Below are 18,662 nucleotides of genomic sequence, written 5' to 3'. Positions count from 1 at the left end.
CCTTTTTCAGTCTGGTTACAAACGCGATTCACGCCAGGCGTCCCAATCAAACGCCGCAGCCAGGGCCGCATGGGCGACGAGGGCGTCGTAAAGCCCCCTGTAGCCGCCAAGCAGACGGTAAGCCCGGGTGTATTGGGCTGGCGTGAACGCGCCTTCGATCTGTTCGAAGCTCGCTTCGCTTGCATTTTCAAGCTGCGCCCGGGCCTGGGCCAGCCGGCCATGCAGGGCGCATTCACGCGCTTGCTGCATCGGACGGGCTGCCCACTGGCGCAAAACGTCCTCAATGGCCGCTCGCCACGCCTCAAGCGCCGCGTCAAAGGCCGGCCACGACGGCGTCCGTTCAGGCTGGGCCGCCGCAAAAAACAAAAACCGGTAGGTCAGGGTATTGAGGCTGGCAACCATGGCCACAGCCTGCTGCGGGGCCTGTTGCGGCAACAACTTATAGTCGACGCCATTGGCCCAACCGCCGATCTTGCCGACCGAGGCCTGCATGGCCGACAAAACGGACGCGCTCGTTTTCCCGGGCCAGCCGGATTTCCTTGGCGTCGCGAACGTGGCCATGAGGGCCAGGGCCTGACGAAAATACCGGGACCCAAGACGCACAAACATCTTTTCCGGGCGTAAGGAACACACGCCATTGGAGGCCATGGCCGCCAACGGCAGGCTCAGCAGCATGGCCGTCGCACTGCTGCAATAGCTGATCATATTATAGACCTGATGGTTCTGAATATTGGTCAGCATAATGAAGGGCACGATGGCGGAAAACTTGAGCATGGTCAGCCGCGGATCCCAGAAGACGTAATAAATGACGCTGGTCAGCACGAAAAGCAGGACGGAAAGCTCCATGTAGCCTGACAACTGCGGCATAACGAAGACATAGAGCACAGCGGCGATCACGACGCCCATCGTATTGGCCAGGATGAATTTCGCCCAGCGCATCTGGGGCGACATGACTCCCATCAGGGTGTGAATCCCGGTAAAGACCACGAGCATCATGTGGCCGGGCGGATCGAAGGCTATCCAGACCAGGGTCGAAAGCCATACGGCCGCCATGCCGCGCAAAAAGGCCATGAAGCTGTCCGGGTCCGCCTGCCGGCCGACCGCCGAAACGTCCGCATCCGGGGCGTCCGCGCCTTGCGGCCGTTTCTCCTTGATACCCCGCATACAGGTCACAAGCCGATCCGTGAGCGCCCCGATCTCCAACACCGTCGCCTGGAGCGTCAAGACAGCGGCCTGCTGCAAATGCGGCAGTGCCCGAAGACGGTCCTGGTCGATCGGCAAGGCAGGGGCCGGCAAAGGCTCTTGCGGCTGCCCGCCGTCGGCCAGGGCGACCACTTGTCGGAAACGCGCCTGCAGGGAGCGCTCGACCTCCGGCAGGTCCGGCAAAACGGCATCCAGGTCGATGCGCCGTAGTTCCGGGAACGTCTCCCGCCAGATCTCCATGGCTTCCATCAGGTCCTGGGCCGTGCGCAGCAGACGCCGCCACCAGTGCCGGACTTCGCGGATCTCGAACTGTTCCATTTCGGCTGCGTCGAGCCGTCGCGCAAGCTGGCCAACGAGCTGGTTCTCCATGGCGTACCAGCTTGCCGTCCGATCCCCGGCTTCCTCCTGGCGAAGCAGGGTAAAATACTGTGCCAGGGTTTTGGCCTCTACCCCCACAAGATTCCTGACCACCAGCTTCAGGTCATCTAAACAGCGCTGCGGCCACACGAAGACCGAAACGAATGCGTAAACGAGGATGCCAAGTCCGGTTTCCTGGACGCGCAGCATCGCGGTATAAAAGGCCTGGTGCGAACTGCTGCCCACGCCGGCGGCGGCAATGAGCAGGGCGACGTAGCCGCTGATGAACCAGAAGTAGACTGCGCGGGTTACTGTAATGCGGTAGGCGCACCAGCCGACATACAGCGACATGAAGAGGGTAAAGGCAAACCGGTCCTGGCCAAACAACCCCAAAGACAGCAGGCCGACCAGACCGCCGACCACGGTTCCCCCGAGTCGCAAGGCGCTTTTATTGAGCGATTCGCCGACGGTCGGCATACTGACGACGGCCACGGCGATTGCGGCCCAATAGGGATTCTCCCAGCCAAGGGCCAGGGCGATGCCGCAGGCAAGCGCCATGGCCAGACCGGTTTTGATGGATTCCCTGGCCGCGAGACGATGATACACCATGTGATACGATCCTGGAGCAACGAGGGCATGGCGGCGACACGACACCGCTTAGCCCCTCCACCCCAAAAGGGGAAAAAGAGGCCTGGCGTCATGTTGGCCCGATGACCCGGCGAAGCCGTTGTGTTGGATACGCTGTCAGGCGGCCGTGGCTGGACTGGCGAAGCAGCATCCGAACGCGGCGCGGGGCGGCCCACTCCCGGGGCGCCAATCGCCGCCGGTTTTCGCCAGCGCGCGTCAATGCGGCACAGTATCCGAACAGATTCGTGCGCCCGGGCCACTCCGGGCGTTCTTCACGCGGAGCAGGACTTCCCGCCCTCTTTCTCTACACCTGTAGACTCAATTTCATATTTTGTCTACATGTGTAGATATTGTATCCAAACTGTCATACGGGGTATCGGGAGAGGCAGCAACATGCAGGGATAGCAGGCTATTTCACAACAGTCCCGCACGACCGGCAAGACCGGCCGCCAGTTTTCAGGCCAGGGGAAGGACGGCAATACCCCACGCTCCCGGGCTGTCAACATTGCTTGCATGGATTGTCGCCGGCAAAGGGGGTATCACCCCAGCACGCCGGGAAGCGGCCGTGCGCCGCCGCCGACAGGCTTCGTCAAGCCCGAGGGATGATCAGCAAACGAGGGGAAACGACATGGATGAGCCCACCACCACAGGCCTTGCCCCGGGCCACCACCCGAAACGGCGGCGAAACGCGGCAGCCACGCGGCAGGCGATCCTCGATTCGGCCCGCCTGGCCTTCACCCGTTGCGGCTATGACGGCGTCGGCGTCCGGGAAATCGCACAAAATGCCGGCGTGACGGCAATGCTCGTCAACCGGTATTTCGGTTCCAAGGAGAGGTTGTTTGAGGAGGTGGTCGAAGCGACGCTGGCGACGCCGGGAATACTCCGGCACGAATTGACCAGGCCGGACCGAACCGTTGCGACGCTCGCCCAAAATATGGCCCGCACCCTGGTCGCCAAGACCGAGCCGGGCGTCAGTCCCCTGGACGGCATCCTGCTGCTGATCCGCTCGGCCGCCAACCCGCAGGCGGCAACCATCCTGCGGGACCATGCCCAGCAGCACCTGCAGCCGCTTGTCGACATCCTGTCCGGTCCAGGCGCTCCGCAGCGGGCGGCCCTTTTGCTGGCAGTCATCGCCGGATTCCAGCTCATGCGGCAAATTATTGGCCTGTCGGCGCTGACTGAGGCCGAGCCAGCCGATCTGGCCCGGCAACTGGAAGGACTCTTTCAAAGCCTGACACAGGGGTTTCCAAGCGAGGGCTCACTTCGCTGACAGGTCAAACCGGGCCGGGCCAAACTGGACCGAGCTAACGACCAAGTGGCCTATTTTTTAGGCGCGGCCTTAGCTTTGGGCGCAGCTTTGGGCGCGGGCTTTTTCTTGGGCTTGGGCGATTTCTTGGGCTTTTTCTTGGGCAGCTTGCCTTCCTCGGCCAGCTTAAACAGCTTGCGTTTTTTTGCGTCAAAGGTCAGCGCCGTGTTGATGGCGGCTAAAGCCAGGGCCGAAATCGTCAAAATGACCACCAGCCCCTTTTGCAACTGCCACTTCTGATGCTCCACCATGTCCGCCACCCAACCCTGGCCGAAACGCTGGAACGCATAGACCATAAGCGGCACCAGCACCAGGGACAACCCCAGGCTTGCCACCTCCATCCACATGAAATTGCGACCAAAAAGCATGGTAAAAAAGGTCGAATCACGCACAATGCGAAGCGTGATCAGCCGGGTGCGCAACGTCTGGATGCGCTCGTCCACCTCCGGCATACTCTCGCGGCTTTTCCGAAAATTGGCGGCCTCGTCCATGGATGCGGTGCGCATCCAGTTAAGCCTCGTGGCGCAATAGTTGAAATCCTTGTTGAACTCCCGCAAGAGTGAGGGGAACGGGAACCACGCCGCCTCCCGCTGAATGCCCTTCAAATCCTCCACCTGCCGGTCCTGTCTGGCCCGCATGGCCGCCAGTTCCTTTTCGATAGCCTTTTTGACTTCGGCTTCGAAGGCATCCACTCCGTTTACAAGTCGCTTAAAAGCCACATAATTGCTGACTTTGCCAAGCGTCGCCAAGACCTCGGCCTTGGCCGCAGCCTCAGCCAGATACGGTTCTTCATCGAGAAACCGGCCGCGCACCGATTCGGACAGTTCGGCCAGGGTGCCAAGCCGGTGCTTGGCCTCCTCCCGGGCGGCACTCCAGACCCGCCACAACGCGCCGAGCACCTGCAACCGGCCGCGCTCCAACTCCGGGTCGAGCAGCACCCGGTTAAATGTTGGCGCATCTGCCGTCACCAGGGGGAGCAGATACTGCAACCCCTGATCGATAAAGCCCATCTTCACCAGACACACGCCCTGGCGGTAGACCGGCTCCAACCACTTGGGATTTTCCCGTAGGGTCTCGCGGTAATGGGCGATGGCCTTATGGCTGTCCCCCTGGATTTCCGCCGTCCGGGCCTCCAGGAAATGGAAATAGCCCCGTTGCAGGGCCGTGTGGCACTGCCGGCCCGCCTCCTGCCAATAGTAGACGGCCTTGGTCCAATCCCCGGCTTCCATGGCCTGAAAACCTTGCAGCGACTTGGGCTGGTAAGCCCGGGGATACTTGGCCAGGGCCTGGGTCATGAGCGCATCGTAATTCTCGGCGTCATCGCTGCGAAAAGCGACCAGGGCGCCCCAGAAAAACTCGCCCTCGCGCTGGCCCAGCTGGGCCAGACCATCCGGCAGGACCTTGCCCTTGCTGCGCCACACCAGCTCGAGAAAGCGCGTCTGAAACGGCATCCCGGTCTCGAAAAGAGACTGATAAAACAGGCACGGGGCATCGCCGCCGGTCAGCAGGCGGGCCGACTCGGTGTCAAAATCAGCGGCCAGGGCCGTTTCCAGGCCCTGGGACAGCGCTTCCAGGCCACCCATGTCCACATCACCGAAAAGCTCCCACACTTCGGGCTTGGGCACGGTCAACAGTTTGGAAGGGCAGTGGTGCGGGGTATGGTTGTTCAGTCCGCAGTAGAAACACGGTTTGGCGTCCCCGCCAGACAGTGCCGAGGGTAACGGCACGGCCAGTTCGCCTTGGATTTTCTCCTCGGCGGCGTCTTCGGTCTCTTCCGCCCGGGCCAGACTGACGTTGCACCAGTCCTCGACGGTCACCCCGCGCGACAGCGTCCGGGCCTCGTGGATGATGAAGTCGTCGCCCAGCAGAAAGGCCGAACGGTAGCTCATGTGGGGATAGTCCGGACTCATCTGGTCCCAGTCCAGACCAAGGCGTCGGGGCAGGTCCTTGCTCAGGGTCCGGCCTTTGGACGAGGCCGCGGCCATGACGCTTGGCCAGTAACGGCCCTGCTCCCCTTCTTCCTTAAGCCGCATGATCCGGGCAATGGTGTCGCGCGACCACGAACGAAACTTGCGCAGCCCGGACAGCTCGAAAATAAGAAACCCTTCATGCCGGATGAACTTGACGCCCAGGCGTTCGACGATATCAAGGAGTTCCTCGGCGATATTGCGCCAGCCCTCGGCCGTATTGCGGCTTAAAGGATCGCCCAGGGGCCGCAGCACGCAATACCAGATGAGCCCCGGGTCGTAGGACAAGGCGGTATCGGCCTCCAGACGCTCGAAGGCAACCCGGGCCAAGCCCATGGTGGGTTTGGTGTGCTGGCCCGACAGTCCCGGGAGATGGGCCAACTGTGGTTTGAGATTGGGATGGAGTAGGATCTCCAGGGTTTCGCCCGGCGAGACATGCTGGCGCGACAGCTCCACGGACATGGTCAGTGAGCGCTCGAATTTGGGGCTGACCAACATCGCCGCCGGCACTGCCTCCATAAAAAGGCGCATGGCGTTGACCTTGCCCCAGACATGGATGCGCCCTAAGGCCCGCAGGCCCTCCTCGCTGAAGAAAAACCACAGGGCCTGGCCGTAGGCGTCGGCCATGCGAAAACCGCCGTAGTCCTCGAGCATGGTCGGGATGCCCGGGTCGAGTTCGCCGTCCCAGACCACCCAGACGCAGATGCCGTTGTGCACCATGCGCGTGGTCGGAATCTGGGGCAGCTTCTCCAGCAGATTGGCGATGTAAAACGTAGACAAGGGCGCTGTTCTCCCTTACTTGCCGTTGATGGACATATCAAAAACCATTGCGGCGCTTAAGGCTCAGCCGGGCTTTCTGGAGAAAGTCGGCATGGTACTGGTGCATAACGGCATGGCCCGGGCCACGTCCCGGCAAGGGGCTCCGGTGGCCTCCCTGGAAGTCCGGGTGGACGCCGATCTGGTGGAAGCCATCCGCCAGGAAGGCGAAGCCATGCCCGGCATGTTCCGGGTGCTGGTCGAAGCCCGGGCCGGCACTTTTGCCCCGGGCGACGATCTGCTTTTTATCATCGCTGCCGGCGATATCCGGGAAAACGTCCTGGCCGGGCTCACCCACACCCTGACGCGCATCAAGGCCGAGGCCATCACCAAACGGGAAGTCGCGCCCTAGGCCTTTTCCCGGGCCGGCGGCCTCTCGCCGGGCCGCCCCAACCCGCCGCATTCAGGCCGCCCCGTCCGGCGCGGGCGGCTGGGTGTCATGCGCTTTGGCCGCGCCAAGGGCCGTTTCCATCAGGGCCAGCACCCGCTCGGCCTCTTCCGGTCTGTCGCGCTTGCAACAGCCAACGACATAGACCCGGACCTTGCGGCGCAATTCTTTTTCAATGCAATCCCGATGCCAGGGCGTCACTTCCGGCCGGGCCAAGAGGCCGATCATCGCCCGTATGCGAAACAGGTCCTGGCCAATAAACATGGTCGAGAGCTGATCGCCCCGCCCGCCGTGGCGCACGGCCAGGTAGGCGTCCAGCAACCCTATGGGATGGCGCAGCAAGGTCCGCAGCCACAGATCATAGTCTTCGCAGGCCGGGAGACTTTCGTCAAAAAGCCCGACCTCCTCAAAAAATCCCCTGGCAAACATCGTTGTCGAAGGGCTGACCAGACACATATCCAGTGCGGCCTCAAAAAAGAACCCATCCGGCTTGCCATGTCTGGCCACGGGATTGACCCGCCGGCCGCCGCGCATCCATATTTCCTGGGTCTGGCTTATGATATGGCCGTTTTCCAGCATGTAGGCCAGCTGGCGGGCGGTTTTGTCCGGCAGCCATTCGTCGTCGGAATCCAGCAGGGCGATAAAGTCCCCCCGGGCCGCAGCAATCGCCACATTGCGCGCCGCCGACACCCCGCCGGGCGTCTGCCGGCGGATCACCGTCAGCCGGGGATCGTCCACGGCAGCCAGCAGCGCCGGAGTCTCATCCGTCGAGCCGTCGTCAACCACCAGGACTTCCAGGCTTCCATGGGTCTGGCCCAAGGCCGAAGTCACGGCCCGCATCAGGAGCGCAGCCCGGTCGTGGGTGGGGATGATGACCGTGACCAACGGTTCGGCCACGTGCGGCAAGGGTGCGTGCGTCATGGTCCCGACACTACATGGCCGGGCCGGACCTGCCAAGGCCGCCTCTTTCCCCCGGGCAGGCAACCGGGCATACTGGGCCAAACGCCACCCGACAAAGGAGCCGCCATGCCCCGCGTCCATCTCGATCCCGTGCGCGCCTACCGCCAGACCCATGCCCCGCGCCCGGGCGAAACTGCCTTCCAGGTGGTGGTGGCCCAGACCGATCTCTGGGTGGTGGCCGAGCGCAGCCTGTCCCGGGAGATTGCTGATTTCGTCTCCGCCCTGCGCGCCCGGCTCTCCACCTACCTGCTGCTCCACCCCGATTTCCAGCACAGCCTCGTGCCCGTGGCCCTGACCGACGACGCCCCGGACATCGCCCTGGACATGGCCGAGGCGGCCGCGCGTTTTGGCGTCGGCCCCATGGCCGCCGTGGCCGGGGCCATGTCCCAGGCCGTGGCCGACCGCTTTGCCGGGCAGTCGCCGGAACTGTTGGTGGAAAATGGCGGCGACGTGTTTTTGACCGGCCGGCGCGAACGCATCGTGGCCCTTTTGGCCAAGCCCGTGGAAGGGGCGCGCCTGGCCCTGCGCTTTGGCCCGGACGCCCTGCCGGCCGCCATCTGCGCCTCCTCGGCCACGGTTGGCCCGTCCTTAAGCCTTGGCCGGGCCGACATGGTGACGGTGGTGGCCGACCGGGGGGCCATCGCCGACGCCGCGGCCACGGCCCTGGCCAATCTCCTGGTCACGGCCGAGGACATGGAAGGCGTGCTGGCGGCGGCCGAGGGCATGGCCGGGCGAGGCGTTCGCGGCGCGTTTCTCCAGCTAGGCGAACTGGTGGGACTGGTCGGGGACCTGGAACTGGTGGCCTTGGAGTAGACTGACGCCGTCAGCAAACCCAAGATCTGCGCAATCAGACACCGGGCTGACGCGATTCGGGTATCGGGATTATGACGCCGACGGCAGACGGTGGACGGCCAAGGACCCGATAGGGTTTGAGGGTGGGGATACGGATTTATATGGATATGTAGTCGGGGATACGGTCAATGGGGTGGACCAGACAGGGGAGTTCGGAGTAGCCGGCGCTGTTATCGAAACAATTGCAGGAGGATATGGAGGATTCCTTTCAGGGATACAGTCTGGCAATACCGCTGCGGGGCTTATAGGGGGTGCTGCAGGTGCAGCAGGAGGGATCGTATCTGCCCAAATTGCCTGAGGAATAGGCATGATAAAATAATACTGGCATCCCCTTTAGAAAATAGGAACCTGAATAAATTGGAGAATTTATGCTGCCAAGCAACAACAAACAAATGGAAATGGATCATGAAGCAGTGTATTCATTTTCAGAGTTGCTAAGTCATCAATTTATTGCAAATCACGCAGACAAAGCTATGTCGGCTGTTTTAATATTTTCACTTGCATATATTACGTTAATACAAAATATTATGAATATTAAAATTGTATTATTGTATATGCTTTTTTCAATTATTATTTGTTTATTCAGAGTTATACAAAATAAATTTTGCAACAGAATTGTTTTACGCTTTAATGAAAGAAAAGCATTGTTTTACATGAACAGGAACAGCGGCATAGTTGACAATAACTTTTCAGACATTAAATCAATACGAGTCAATGGATATATTGTTGTCGTTACAAATAAACAAAGGATATACTTTGCCAACACTCACAATATTCAACTATGCCAATGTTTAAATAGAATTTCAGAAATAAAATGGGGACTGTTGTGTAATATATTTGGTCCTCCACCCGAATTCCGTGACAAAGTTGCTACGACCGCGACCGGCGACTGACCCGGGTCGCCTTCCTCTCGGGCAAATTCCTCACCCGGACTACGAGGAAGCAAGCGCCTGACCAAGGGCCTGAGGATGGACCCGAACAAAAATCAGAAAACAACAATCCTGCTAGCCCCTGCTCATAGCATGAATAGCTTATTAACAAACAAGCTAGCACTGTAGTCGCAATGAAACCACACAATAAACTATCGACGCATTTAAAAAACGGAGTCATTATATCTATATCAGTTACCATATCATCAATTGTGTCTGGCATGATATTTGCTTTAGAATCTCCTTTGCTCTTTTTTGTTTCACACAGGTCAAACTCGCAGTTTTTAGAATTTGGAATTCTATTTATTTTTACAATAATATCAATATTTGGTGGCGTCATCGCTTTTATACGAACCAGAAAATACATTTCAAGAATACTTGGGGAGACATTAAACTAATGCAACTCCTTGCCACAACATTATTGATTTCATTCAAATTTTGTTATCCACGTCAGTAGGCACATGATAAAATCCGAGCAAGTGAAACTCAAGGACGCATAAGTAATCGTCCCGCTTGGCGACGTCATCACCCTCGAACGCGACTCGGACGGCGGGGCACGGCCCTCGTGGTCCCGAACGGCCAACGCACGGCACTCAAGGTGGACGGTGCGAGTCGTCTCACCCGGGGCACCTACCCGAATGGCGGGCAGGTGCTGACCGAAACCGATCCCAACGGCAATCACTTCGACCATGTCCTTGATGCCAAAGGCCGGGTGACCAAGTCGGGTCGCTGCGAGCGGAGACCGACCCCAACGGGAACCGTTTCTGCTCACCGGCTCGGGCGGCTACACCAGCATAGGTTCGGGCGCTGATCGTATCGGCTTGGTCAACCCTTGACTTACCCTGTCCCACCGCCGAACGCGGCAGCAATCAGGCGCTCGGCGTCGGTCTCAAACCAGACTTGCCCACCCAACCCGTCAGGCAGCAAGGCAAGCACCCCTTCAAATCGTTTCGCGGCAATCCAACTTTTTCCCACGATCGCGCCGTACAATACTGTTTGCTGGAGACGTGTTGGATGGCCCGAATTTTGTTCTGTAGCGTCATGCTATCCCAAAAAACACCGAAAGCGCCCTTGTAATCTCCAGCATCGTTTCGTCATCTAAACGGCCGAATGGGCCGTCAACTTTTTCACGGGGGACTGTGCTGGTTTTGTCGATCATCACTTGGGACGGTTTGCGTAGCCCGTTCGCTTCATCTGGTTCAACATCAAAACGCAACAGGGGCGCGCCCTCCACGCAAAATCCTGTGATCGGCAAGAGCGTCACGGATGCGTGGTCGGCAAACAAGTCGGATTGAATGACCAGGGCGGGGCGGGGCTTTCCGTAGTCGCCAGAGAGCGAAACTGTCACGAGATCCCCGCGCTTCATTCCCAACCCTCGATGGTCGCGGCGGCCGTGGCCGCACAATCGAGGTGTTCCCGCTCGTGCGGGTCGCTGCTCACAAGCTGGGACTGCCGGCGGCATTCCTCGGCGAAGCCAGGGCGGCGGGTGTCGGGAACCCAAATCTGGATTGGCCGCAATCCCTGCTCCCTGAGCCTGGCGCGGTAACGGTTCTGCTTGGTCATATGGGCTTGCATGGCGTGGCTCCTTTTTTCAAAAGGTAACATGCGACCGGCAAAAGTCAACGTATCTGCTCGCACCCCCCAACGACACCGTCGGCCGGCTGACCCAGGCGACCAAGGACGCTGCGGTCGTCGAAGCATACGCCTAGGCCGGGCCGGGCACCGGCCGCACCGCCGAGACCAACGCCCTGCGCGGGTTGACCAATCGGGCCAACGCCTCCAAGACTGCTGCCGTCTACGCCGCTCCCCCCCCAAAAAAAGCAGACGCCGGACTTTTCAGTCCGACGTCTGCCCGGCCAATGGCGGCCTCCCCCTAGCTGGTGCTTGTTCTCTGTTTTCGAGTCTGCCTGCCGGCTCCACAGGGCGCCTGGTGTTGGTCGCCGGAGCGTGTGGCAGGGCTGCCCTCGAAGGGGGCCTGAAGGGGAAATCCTTGTGCGCGGCGTTTAGGCCCGCATCTGGTCGATGGTGCGCTCCAACTCCCGGCCAAGCGGGGTTTTGAGGGACAAATGCTTCTCCAGGGAAGTGATGCCCTTGACCACCGTGGAGTGGCGGCGATTGAACCGGGTGCCGATGTCGGCCAACGACAGGTCGGTGTGCTGCCGGGCCAGCAGGAAAGCCGTATTGCGGGCCAGAACGAGCTGGCGCTTGCGCGATTTGGACTTGAGCTGGTCGGGCGAGAGCCGGTAGACGTCGCAGACATAGGCCACGATGTCGTCAATGGTGCGCGGCGCGGCGTCCACGTCGTAGTGGCGAAGCACTTCCCAGGCCAGATCGACGGAGATGCGGCAATTGAGCAGTCGGGCCTTGAGCGCCAGGTTTTGCAGGCAGCTTTCCAGCTGGCGCACGTCGGCCGAGAGCTTGTCGGCCAAAAGCGTGGACACGTCCTCAGGCAGAAGCACCTGATGGATAGCGGCCTTGCGCTCCAGAATGCGCCGCCGGGTCTCCCGGTCGGGCTTGTCGATGACAGCCAGAAAGCCGGAATTGATGCGCGATAAGAGCTGGTTGTCCAGGCCCGAGAGTTCCTTGGGCAGAAAGGAACTGGTGAAGACCAGACGGCAGCCCCGGGAATTGAGGGCTTTGAGGGTATTTAAGAGCTCGTCCTGGATGCGCGGCTTGTCGCGGAAAAAATGGATGTCTTCCAACAGAAGCACATCGACGTTTTCCCGGAACGCGGCCTTGAACTGCTCCACCTGCCGGGTCTTGATGGCCATGATGAGGCGGTTGGCGAATTCCTCGGCCGAAAGATAGGCCACCCGGGGCTGGCGCTGGCCCGGATCGCTGTGGCACAGCCGCCGGCCCATGGCCTGAATGAGATGGGTCTTGCCCAGGCCCGGGGCCGAACTGATGAAAAGCTGGTCCGCGGTCAGCGACATGTCGCAGATGCCCCGGCTGGCAGCGTAGGCCATCTCGTTGGAGGGGCCAACGACGAATTCGTCGTAGCTGAAGCGAAAGCGGTCGGCGGCCAGTTCCGGGGCGCGCGGGGCCACGGGCAGGGTCAGCGAGGCGGCCACGGGCCGGGGGCCGGCGGCTTTGGGCGTCTCCTGGCGACGGCTGCGCGGGGCGGCACTGGTCGGCTTGGCTTCGGCGACAATGATTTCCGGGCGGACGCCCATGACCACGGCGGCGGCTTCGGCTATGGAATCGCTCAGTCGTTCCCGCACCCAGGAGGCCACGAAGGCGTTGGGTGCGTCGAGTTCAAGGACGCCGTCGCGGGCCCGGGCCGCAAGCGGTTTGATCCAGAGGTTGAAGAGTCCGGGGCTCAGCGTCTTTTCGAGCAGCTCTTTGGTTTGTGACCAAATCGTTTCCATGCGCGCACCCTACGGCCGGGGAGCGGTCGGGCAAAGGACGATTAGGGACCGCTTTCCGCCAGCCGGCCATTTTGTTCTCTACAATGCAATCCTTCGAAATCAATTGATATTTCCGTCAGGCCAGGAGAACCGGGGGATTTGGGGGGTCGCGCCAGCCCGCCTGGAGCCTGGGTTTTGGGCAGGCGGATTTTTTTATACACATCTGTGAAAGAGTTTTAAACATGGTAATCCATGTTTATCTCAATATTACTCAATGACAGTCAAAATATTTCATCTTCCAACATGCAACTTTTGGGTTGACCTGCCCGAAAATCCGCTTGGCCCTTGCCTTTGCGGCTCCCCACAGCCTCAGGCCAACATGCACACGGCACGAACAATCCTCTTATTTCATTAAGAAAAAAAATTCAGCCCCGCATTTACTGGCCTTTGGACCGGCCAAACGAAAAAACCCGCCACTTTCGTGACGGGTGAGAAAAAATGCCCCAGAAAGCCGAATTTCAGGAATTAGGACGAAATGGAACCAGTTTGTTCAAGACGCGGATATCGGCCACAGCAAAATCGTTCGGATTCCGGGCAATAGCCCAGCCGCTCGCACCGCGCCCCGGCCCGGGCAAAAATCACCGGCAGCGCCTCCCGGCTCAGGGCCAGCATGGCCAGGGCCATGGCCCGGATCTCCCACTGGGCCCGGGTGCAGCAGCGCAGTTCGAAGAAGTGCAGCAGCGACCGGCAGTTCATGGTCACGACAATCTTGGTCTCGCAGGCGTTGGGCAAGACGAACCGGGCGTCCTCGTTGGCCTTGTCGCCCCGGCCATGGCGGGTGAGGATCTCCTGCAACTCGCCATACGCCGCCCCGGCCTGCTCCATGGCCGCCTCGTAGCGCGCCCGGGCCTCGGGAATGGCCGCTATCTGCGGCGGCAGGACGTAATCAAAGCCCACTGCGTCCACGTAGCGCTGGGACTGCTGGGAATAGCTGGCAATGCGGTGGCGCACGAGCTGGTGCGACAGCGCCCGGGACACCCCGGCCACGGCAAAAGTGAAGGAAACGTGTTCGATGGGCGATTCATGGCCGGAATCCAGGATGCGGGCCACGAACGCAGCCTGCTTCTCCGCTGTGATCTCGCCGGACAACAGGCGCGGCCACATGTCCGCCACATACCCGGGATGGTAACATTGGCGAAAGGCGGCATAGATCAGGGCCAGGGCATCGGGGGTGTGGGCAAGCAGCTCCACGGAAAGCCGGGTTTCGGGCATGGTCGTATCCTTCGGTCGCTTACGTCAGCTGCATCTTCAAATGGGCATAGGCCTTGGCCGTGGCCACCCGGCCGCGCGACGTGCGTTTAATAAGCCCGCACTGGATGAGATAGGGTTCGTAAATCTCCTCCAGGGTGCGCACTTCTTCGCTTATGGCCACAGCCAGGGTTTTGACCCCGACCGGGCCGCCTTCATAATGATTGATGAGGGTTTCCAGAATCTTGCGATCCATCTGGTCCAGGCCGCTCGGATCGACGTCCAGGCGCAGCAAAGCGGTATTGGCAAGTTCCTCGTCCAGAGTCGCCGCCCCGGCCACCACGGCGAAATCGCGCAACCGGCGCAGCAGCCGGTTGGCAATGCGCGGCGTGCCCCGGGAGCGCTGGCCAATGGCCAAAGCCCCGGCCGGGGTGATGCCGATGCCGAGGATGGCGGCGGCCCGGGTGACGATGCGGGCCAGCTCGGAGGGATCGTAAAATTCCAGGCGGAAAATCACGCCAAACCGGTCGCGCAAGGGCGAAGTCAAAAGCCCCAACCGGGTGGTGGCCCCGACCAGGGTGAACGGTTCAAGATCGATGCGCACCGTCCTGGCTCCCGGACCCTGGCCGATGATGAGATCAAGCTTGAAATCCTCCATGGCCGGATAGAGGATTTCCTCGACCGCCGGCGGCATGCGGTGGATCTCATCAATAAAGAGGATGTCGCCCCGGCGCAGATTGGTGACGATGGCGGCCAGATCGCCGCAACGTTCCAGGACCGGCCCGGTGGTCTGGACCAGATTGACGCCCAGTTCCGAAGACATGATCTGGGCCAGGGTGGTCTTGCCAAGGCCCGGGGGGCCGTAGAGCAGGCTGTGGTCCAAGCTTCGGCCCTGCTCCATGGCCGCCTGCAAAAAGACGCGCAGATTGGCCCGCAAATCGTCCTGGCCGATAAAATCATCCAGGCGCGACGGGCGAATGGTGTCGTCGGGGAGGGACGCGGCCGCCACGATCCCGTCTGGCGGACAGAACGCCTTGTCCATGCTCATGCCTTGGCCGCCGCCAGCCGCTTGAGGGCCTGGCGAAGCGCCCCGGCCACGTCGAGATCCGGCTCGTCCTCAAGCACCCCGGCGGCCACGCGCCGGGCGTCGGCCTCGGGATAGCCGAGATTGGTCAGCCCGGCCGCCACATCGCCCAAGACGCCGCCGGGCAGGGGTGCGCCAGCGGCCGGACCGGCCACCGGGGCGCGGCCTTCAAGCTTATAGGAAAGCTCGATAAAAATGCGTTGGGCGCTTTTTTTGCCGATGCCCGGCACCGCCACCAGGGCCTCGGCGTCGCCGGCGGCCACGATGCGCAGCAGGTCGTCGCTGGAAAATTGCGACAAAATGGCCAGCGCCGTGCGCGGCCCGAGTTTGCTGATGCCAATAAGCGCCCGGAAGGTTTCGCGGTCCTCAAGGGCGGCAAAACCGAAGAGTTCCAGGGCGTCCTCGCGCACCACGGTATGGACAAACAGGGCCGTCTGGCCGCCCGTGGCCGGCAGCGCCGCCGCCACCGGGGTCGGCAGCTCAAGTTCGTAGCCCACCCCGCCCGGGGTGAGCACAATGGCGAAGCGGTCGCGCCGGGCCAGCACCCGGCCCTCAATATAGCCGATCATCGCGCCCCGCACAGGCGGGTCAGCCGCCTTTGGTTCAGATGACACACGGCCGCGGCCAGTGCGTCGGTTGCGTCCACGGTGAAAGTCTCCCGACATGCCAGCACCCGCGTCACCATGAAGGCCACCTGGGACTTCTCGGCCCGTCCCGTGCCTACAAGGCTTTGTTTGATCACCGTCGGCTCGTAGGAAAAGACCGGCAGCCCGGCCACGGAGCAGGCCGCCAGGGCCGCCCCCCGGGCCTGGCCGAGTTTCAAGGCCGTGGCCGCGTTTTTGGAGACGAACACGTTTTCCACCGAGGCTTCCGTTGGTCCGAACTGGTTGATGAGTTCGGCCACGGCGGTAAAAATAACGCCCAGGCGGCTGGGGAAATCGGGCTGGGAAGCGGTGCGCACCACGCCGGCCCCCAGCAGTTCGAGCACGCCCGAGCGTTCGCGCACAAAGCCGTAGCCCGTGATCCGCGACCCGGGATCGAGCCCGAGGATGATCGTATCGCCGCCCCTGTGTTCCATGCCCGTGGTCCTACCTTTTGTCCGGCCGAAGCGCCAGTCCCGAAAAATGCCCCCCGGCAGCAAAAGGTCCGGGAGGCGGCAACCTCCCGGACCTGTATATGCGCCGCACCGACGGAGCAAGGTGCGCGGACTCAATCAAGCATATTCCAGGTGGGTTTCCAAAGGGCACGCCCTTTGGCCGCCGGAGGCACTCCCCTCTGGATTAAACGAGGGCGTCTAGGCCTCGGCCCAGGCCTTGCTGCGTTCCACGGCCCGCTGCCAGTCATGGAGCAGCTTGTCGCGCACGGACTGGTCCATATTCGGTTCGAACCGACGGTCAAGCTGCCACATCGTGGCGATTTCCTCTTCGCTCTTCCAGAATCCGACGGCCAACCCGGCCAGATAGGCTGCGCCCAGGGCCGTGGTCTCGGTCACCATGGGCCGCTCCACCGGCACGCCCAGGACATCGGCCTGGAACTGCATGAGCAGGTTGTTGCGGGTGGCCCCGCCGTCAGCGCGAAGCGTCGCAAGCTTGATGCCCGCGTCTTTTTGCATGCAGTCCATGATGTCAAGCGTCTGCAGGGCTATCGATTCCAGGGCGGCCCGGGCGATGTGGGCCTTGGTCGTGCCCCGGGTGATACCCACCATGGTGCCGCGGGCGTACTGGTCCCAATGCGGCGCGCCAAGGCCGGCAAAGGCCGGGACCAGGAAGACGCCGCCATTGTCCGGCACGGACAGGGCGAGTTGTTCGACTTCCGGCGCGCTCTGGATGATGCCAAGGCCATCGCGCAGCCACTGCACCACCGCGCCGGCAATAAACACGCTGCCCTCCAGGGCGAAATACCGCCCCGAAGGGGTGGCCCAGGCCATGGTGGTCAGCAGGTTGTTGGTGCTGGCCCGAGGGGCCTGGCCGGTGTTCATGAGCATGAAGCAGCCGGTGCCGTAGGTATTCTTGGCCATGCCTTCCTTCAGACAGGCGTTGCCGTAGGTGGCGGCCTGCTGGTCGCCGGCGTTGCCGGCAATGGGCAGGGCCTTGCCCAGGAATTCGGGGTGGATCTCGCCGACCACTTCCGAGGACTTGGACACCCGGGGCAGCATGGACCGGGGCACGTCCATGATGGCCAGCAATTCGTCGTCCCACTGGCCGGTATTGATGTTAAAGAGCAGCGTGCGGCTGGCGTTGGTCTCGTCGGTGACGTGGACGGCTCCCTTGGTCAGGTTCCAGATGACCCAGGAATCGACGGTGCCAAAAAGCAGGTCCCCGTTTTCGGCCTTGGCTCTGGCTCCGGGCACGTTGTCGAGAATCCAGCGCACCTTGGTGCCGGAGAAATAGGCGTCGATGACGAGGCCGGTTTTGGCGCGAATGGTCGCTTCCAGGCCGCGCTGTTTGAGTTCGTCGCAAAAGCCGGCCGTGCGGCGATCCTGCCAGACGATGGCGTTGTGGATGGGCGCGCCGGACTTTTTGTCCCAGACCACGGTGGTTTCCCGCTGGTTGGTGATGCCGATGGCCGCCACTTCGGAGGCATCGACCCCGGCATAGGTCAGGCATTCGCGCATAACGAAGGACTGGGTGTCAAAGATCTCGTTGGCGTTGTGCTCCACCCAGCCCGGCTGGGGATAGATCTGGGTGAATTCTTTTTGCGCGATCTGTTTGATGTCGCCTTCACGGGTGAAAAGGATGGCCCGGGAACTGGTGGTGCCCTGGTCAAGGGCTAACACGTACTGGCTCATGACTGACACTCCTGTGCGCCGTCTTCGCAATAGCAGACGTCGGGATCTTTGTTGAGGGCTCCTGTGGTCTTGTCATAGATCAGCGCACCGAGCGGGCCGCCGACAAGCGGACCAAGGATGGGCACCAGAACAATGCTCGTATCCATCAGGTTGGGCTGGGTGAACCCGGCGACCAGGGCGAAGAAGCGGGGGCCGAAATCGCGGGCCGGGTTGATGGCGTAACCGTTCATGGCCCCAAGGCTCATGCCGATGGCCATGACCAGCATGGCAACCGCCACGGGGCCGATCCAGGGCACTTTGTTTTTGGCCCCGAAATCGCCGATGGAGAGAATCCCGAACATGAGCACGGCAGTCCCGATGACTTGGTCGGTAAAGCCGGGCCAGAATCCGGGCACGGCCGGGAAGGTGCAGAAGATGCCGGCTGTCTTGACCAGCTGCGGGTCAACCAAAATCCATTTGGCCTTGAAATCCAGAAAAACGATGGCCGCGCCGAGAAAGCCGCCGACGGTCTGGGCCAGGGCATACGGCAACACCTTGCCCCAGGGGAAACGGCCGGTCACGGCCAGGGCCAGGGTCACGGCGGGGTTGATGTGCGCGCCGGAGCGCAGGCTGGCCAGCACGCCGAAAAAGACGCCCATTCCCCAGCCAAAGGTGATGGTGTCCCAGGTTATGGTCAAGGCCTCGCCGAAGCAGACTTTCATGGCTACGCAGCCGGCTCCGAAAATGATGAGAACCATGGTTCCCAGGCATTCGGAAAACATCTCCTTGCCCAATGACGATTGACTCATGC

Annotated in this window: 17 protein-coding genes; 5 read left to right on the top strand and 12 right to left on the bottom strand. The window is 61.5% G+C overall.

What is annotated here, in order from left to right:
• Window positions 1-15 precede the first annotated feature (15 nt).
• Window positions 16-2,169 (bottom strand): FUSC family protein, encoded by a 2,154-nt coding sequence (locus NY78_RS05475; RefSeq protein ID WP_043632761.1) that lies wholly within the window; start codon window positions 2,167-2,169, stop codon window positions 16-18.
• A 646-nt stretch (window positions 2,170-2,815) separates the two neighbouring features.
• Here NY78_RS05475 and NY78_RS05470 point away from each other — a divergent pair.
• The gene (locus tag NY78_RS05470) at window positions 2,816-3,457 is read left to right on the top strand and encodes a TetR/AcrR family transcriptional regulator (RefSeq protein WP_043632759.1); all 642 of its coding nucleotides are present in this window, start codon (window positions 2,816-2,818) and stop codon (window positions 3,455-3,457) included.
• A gap of 50 nt (window positions 3,458-3,507) precedes the next feature.
• Here NY78_RS05470 and NY78_RS05465 read toward each other — a convergent pair whose 3' ends face one another.
• Window positions 3,508-6,240 (bottom strand): tetratricopeptide repeat protein, encoded by a 2,733-nt coding sequence (locus NY78_RS05465; RefSeq protein WP_043632756.1) that lies wholly within the window; start codon window positions 6,238-6,240, stop codon window positions 3,508-3,510.
• A gap of 28 nt (window positions 6,241-6,268) precedes the next feature.
• On the opposite strand from NY78_RS05465, the gene NY78_RS05460 reads away from it, so the two are divergent.
• Window positions 6,269-6,628: a molybdenum cofactor biosynthesis protein MoaE gene (locus NY78_RS05460; RefSeq protein ID WP_043632753.1), complete on the top strand. Its 360-nt coding sequence runs from the start codon at window positions 6,269-6,271 to the stop codon at window positions 6,626-6,628.
• A 51-nt stretch (window positions 6,629-6,679) separates the two neighbouring features.
• Here the strand turns inward: NY78_RS05460 and NY78_RS05455 are convergent, their stop codons facing one another.
• Window positions 6,680-7,585 (bottom strand): glycosyltransferase family 2 protein, encoded by a 906-nt coding sequence (locus tag NY78_RS05455; protein WP_047960054.1) that lies wholly within the window; start codon window positions 7,583-7,585, stop codon window positions 6,680-6,682.
• Between the two features lie 105 nt (window positions 7,586-7,690).
• On the opposite strand from NY78_RS05455, the gene NY78_RS05450 reads away from it, so the two are divergent.
• The 3 genes from NY78_RS05450 (at window position 7,691) to NY78_RS24545 (ending at window position 9,369) form a co-directional block, all read left to right on the top strand.
• A complete protein-coding gene (locus NY78_RS05450) occupies window positions 7,691-8,437 on the top strand; it encodes a UPF0280 family protein (protein WP_043632750.1) in 747 nt (248 codons plus the stop codon).
• A gap of 1 nt (window position 8,438) precedes the next feature.
• Complete coding sequence (locus NY78_RS23505) at window positions 8,439-8,774, top strand: RHS repeat-associated core domain-containing protein (RefSeq protein WP_082139893.1); 336 nt, start codon at window positions 8,439-8,441, stop codon at window positions 8,772-8,774.
• Between the two features lie 70 nt (window positions 8,775-8,844).
• Window positions 8,845-9,369: a hypothetical protein gene (locus NY78_RS24545; protein WP_156180871.1), complete on the top strand. Its 525-nt coding sequence runs from the start codon at window positions 8,845-8,847 to the stop codon at window positions 9,367-9,369.
• Between the two features lie 1,075 nt (window positions 9,370-10,444).
• On the opposite strand, the gene NY78_RS05440 is transcribed toward NY78_RS24545, so the two are convergent.
• The 9 genes from NY78_RS05440 to NY78_RS05400 all read right to left on the bottom strand — a co-directional run bounded on the left by NY78_RS05440 (window position 10,445) and on the right by NY78_RS05400 (window position 18,660).
• Window positions 10,445-10,771, bottom strand: a complete 327-nt coding sequence (locus NY78_RS05440; protein WP_043632744.1) for a type II toxin-antitoxin system PemK/MazF family toxin — start codon at window positions 10,769-10,771, stop codon at window positions 10,445-10,447.
• The gene (locus NY78_RS05435) at window positions 10,768-10,980 is read right to left on the bottom strand and encodes an antitoxin MazE family protein (RefSeq protein ID WP_043632741.1); all 213 of its coding nucleotides are present in this window, start codon (window positions 10,978-10,980) and stop codon (window positions 10,768-10,770) included. The genes NY78_RS05440 and NY78_RS05435 overlap by 4 nt, the downstream gene beginning before the upstream one ends.
• A 428-nt stretch (window positions 10,981-11,408) precedes the next feature.
• Complete coding sequence (locus NY78_RS05430) at window positions 11,409-12,773, bottom strand: DnaA ATPase domain-containing protein (protein WP_043632738.1); 1,365 nt, start codon at window positions 12,771-12,773, stop codon at window positions 11,409-11,411.
• A 504-nt stretch (window positions 12,774-13,277) separates the two neighbouring features.
• On the bottom strand, window positions 13,278-14,024 hold the full coding sequence (gene thyX, locus NY78_RS05425) for an FAD-dependent thymidylate synthase (RefSeq protein ID WP_043632735.1): 747 nt from the start codon (window positions 14,022-14,024) through the stop codon (window positions 13,278-13,280).
• Window positions 14,025-14,043: 19 nt separating this feature from the next.
• Entirely contained in the window at window positions 14,044-15,048 is a 1,005-nt protein-coding gene (gene ruvB / locus NY78_RS05420) for a Holliday junction branch migration DNA helicase RuvB (RefSeq protein ID WP_043632732.1), read from the bottom strand.
• Window positions 15,045-15,653 (bottom strand): Holliday junction branch migration protein RuvA, encoded by a 609-nt coding sequence (ruvA, locus tag NY78_RS05415; RefSeq protein WP_043632730.1) that lies wholly within the window; start codon window positions 15,651-15,653, stop codon window positions 15,045-15,047. Before ruvA ends, ruvB begins: the two co-directional genes overlap by 4 nt.
• Window positions 15,650-16,162, bottom strand: coding sequence for a crossover junction endodeoxyribonuclease RuvC (ruvC, locus tag NY78_RS05410; protein ID WP_043632728.1), 513 nt, complete (start codon window positions 16,160-16,162; stop codon window positions 15,650-15,652). Before ruvC ends, ruvA begins: the two co-directional genes overlap by 4 nt.
• 216 nt (window positions 16,163-16,378) lie before the next feature.
• A complete protein-coding gene (glpK, locus tag NY78_RS05405) occupies window positions 16,379-17,872 on the bottom strand; it encodes a glycerol kinase GlpK (RefSeq protein WP_043632727.1) in 1,494 nt (497 codons plus the stop codon).
• On the bottom strand, window positions 17,869-18,660 hold the full coding sequence (locus NY78_RS05400) for an MIP/aquaporin family protein (RefSeq protein WP_043632723.1): 792 nt from the start codon (window positions 18,658-18,660) through the stop codon (window positions 17,869-17,871). The genes glpK and NY78_RS05400 overlap by 4 nt, the downstream gene beginning before the upstream one ends.
• Window positions 18,661-18,662 lie beyond the last annotated feature (2 nt).

The organism is Desulfovibrio sp. TomC (assembly GCF_000801335.2).
Classification (GTDB): domain Bacteria; phylum Desulfobacterota; class Desulfovibrionia; order Desulfovibrionales; family Desulfovibrionaceae; genus Solidesulfovibrio.
This window is presented reverse-complemented; position numbering and strand designations above follow the sequence as displayed.

Bases quoted from the DNA above. Each gene is read 5' to 3' on its own strand.
- NY78_RS05475 (WP_043632761.1), bottom strand. From the start codon at position 2,169: ATGGTGTATCATCGTCTCGCGGCCAGGGAATCCATCAAAACCGGTCTG.
- NY78_RS05470 (WP_043632759.1), top strand. From the start codon at position 2,816: ATGGATGAGCCCACCACCACAGGCCTTGCCCCGGGCCACCACCCGAAA.
- NY78_RS05460 (WP_043632753.1), top strand. From the start codon at position 6,269: ATGGACATATCAAAAACCATTGCGGCGCTTAAGGCTCAGCCGGGCTTT.
- NY78_RS05455 (WP_047960054.1), bottom strand. From the start codon at position 7,585: ATGACGCACGCACCCTTGCCGCACGTGGCCGAACCGTTGGTCACGGTC.
- NY78_RS05450 (WP_043632750.1), top strand. From the start codon at position 7,691: ATGCCCCGCGTCCATCTCGATCCCGTGCGCGCCTACCGCCAGACCCAT.
- NY78_RS24545 (WP_156180871.1), top strand. From the start codon at position 8,845: ATGCTGCCAAGCAACAACAAACAAATGGAAATGGATCATGAAGCAGTG.
- NY78_RS05440 (WP_043632744.1), bottom strand. From the start codon at position 10,771: ATGAAGCGCGGGGATCTCGTGACAGTTTCGCTCTCTGGCGACTACGGA.
- NY78_RS05435 (WP_043632741.1), bottom strand. From the start codon at position 10,980: ATGCAAGCCCATATGACCAAGCAGAACCGTTACCGCGCCAGGCTCAGG.
- NY78_RS05430 (WP_043632738.1), bottom strand. From the start codon at position 12,773: ATGGAAACGATTTGGTCACAAACCAAAGAGCTGCTCGAAAAGACGCTG.
- thyX (WP_043632735.1), bottom strand. From the start codon at position 14,024: ATGCCCGAAACCCGGCTTTCCGTGGAGCTGCTTGCCCACACCCCCGAT.
- ruvB (WP_043632732.1), bottom strand. From the start codon at position 15,048: ATGAGCATGGACAAGGCGTTCTGTCCGCCAGACGGGATCGTGGCGGCC.
- ruvA (WP_043632730.1), bottom strand. From the start codon at position 15,653: ATGATCGGCTATATTGAGGGCCGGGTGCTGGCCCGGCGCGACCGCTTC.
- ruvC (WP_043632728.1), bottom strand. From the start codon at position 16,162: ATGGAACACAGGGGCGGCGATACGATCATCCTCGGGCTCGATCCCGGG.
- glpK (WP_043632727.1), bottom strand. From the start codon at position 17,872: ATGAGCCAGTACGTGTTAGCCCTTGACCAGGGCACCACCAGTTCCCGG.
- NY78_RS05400 (WP_043632723.1), bottom strand. From the start codon at position 18,660: ATGAGTCAATCGTCATTGGGCAAGGAGATGTTTTCCGAATGCCTGGGA.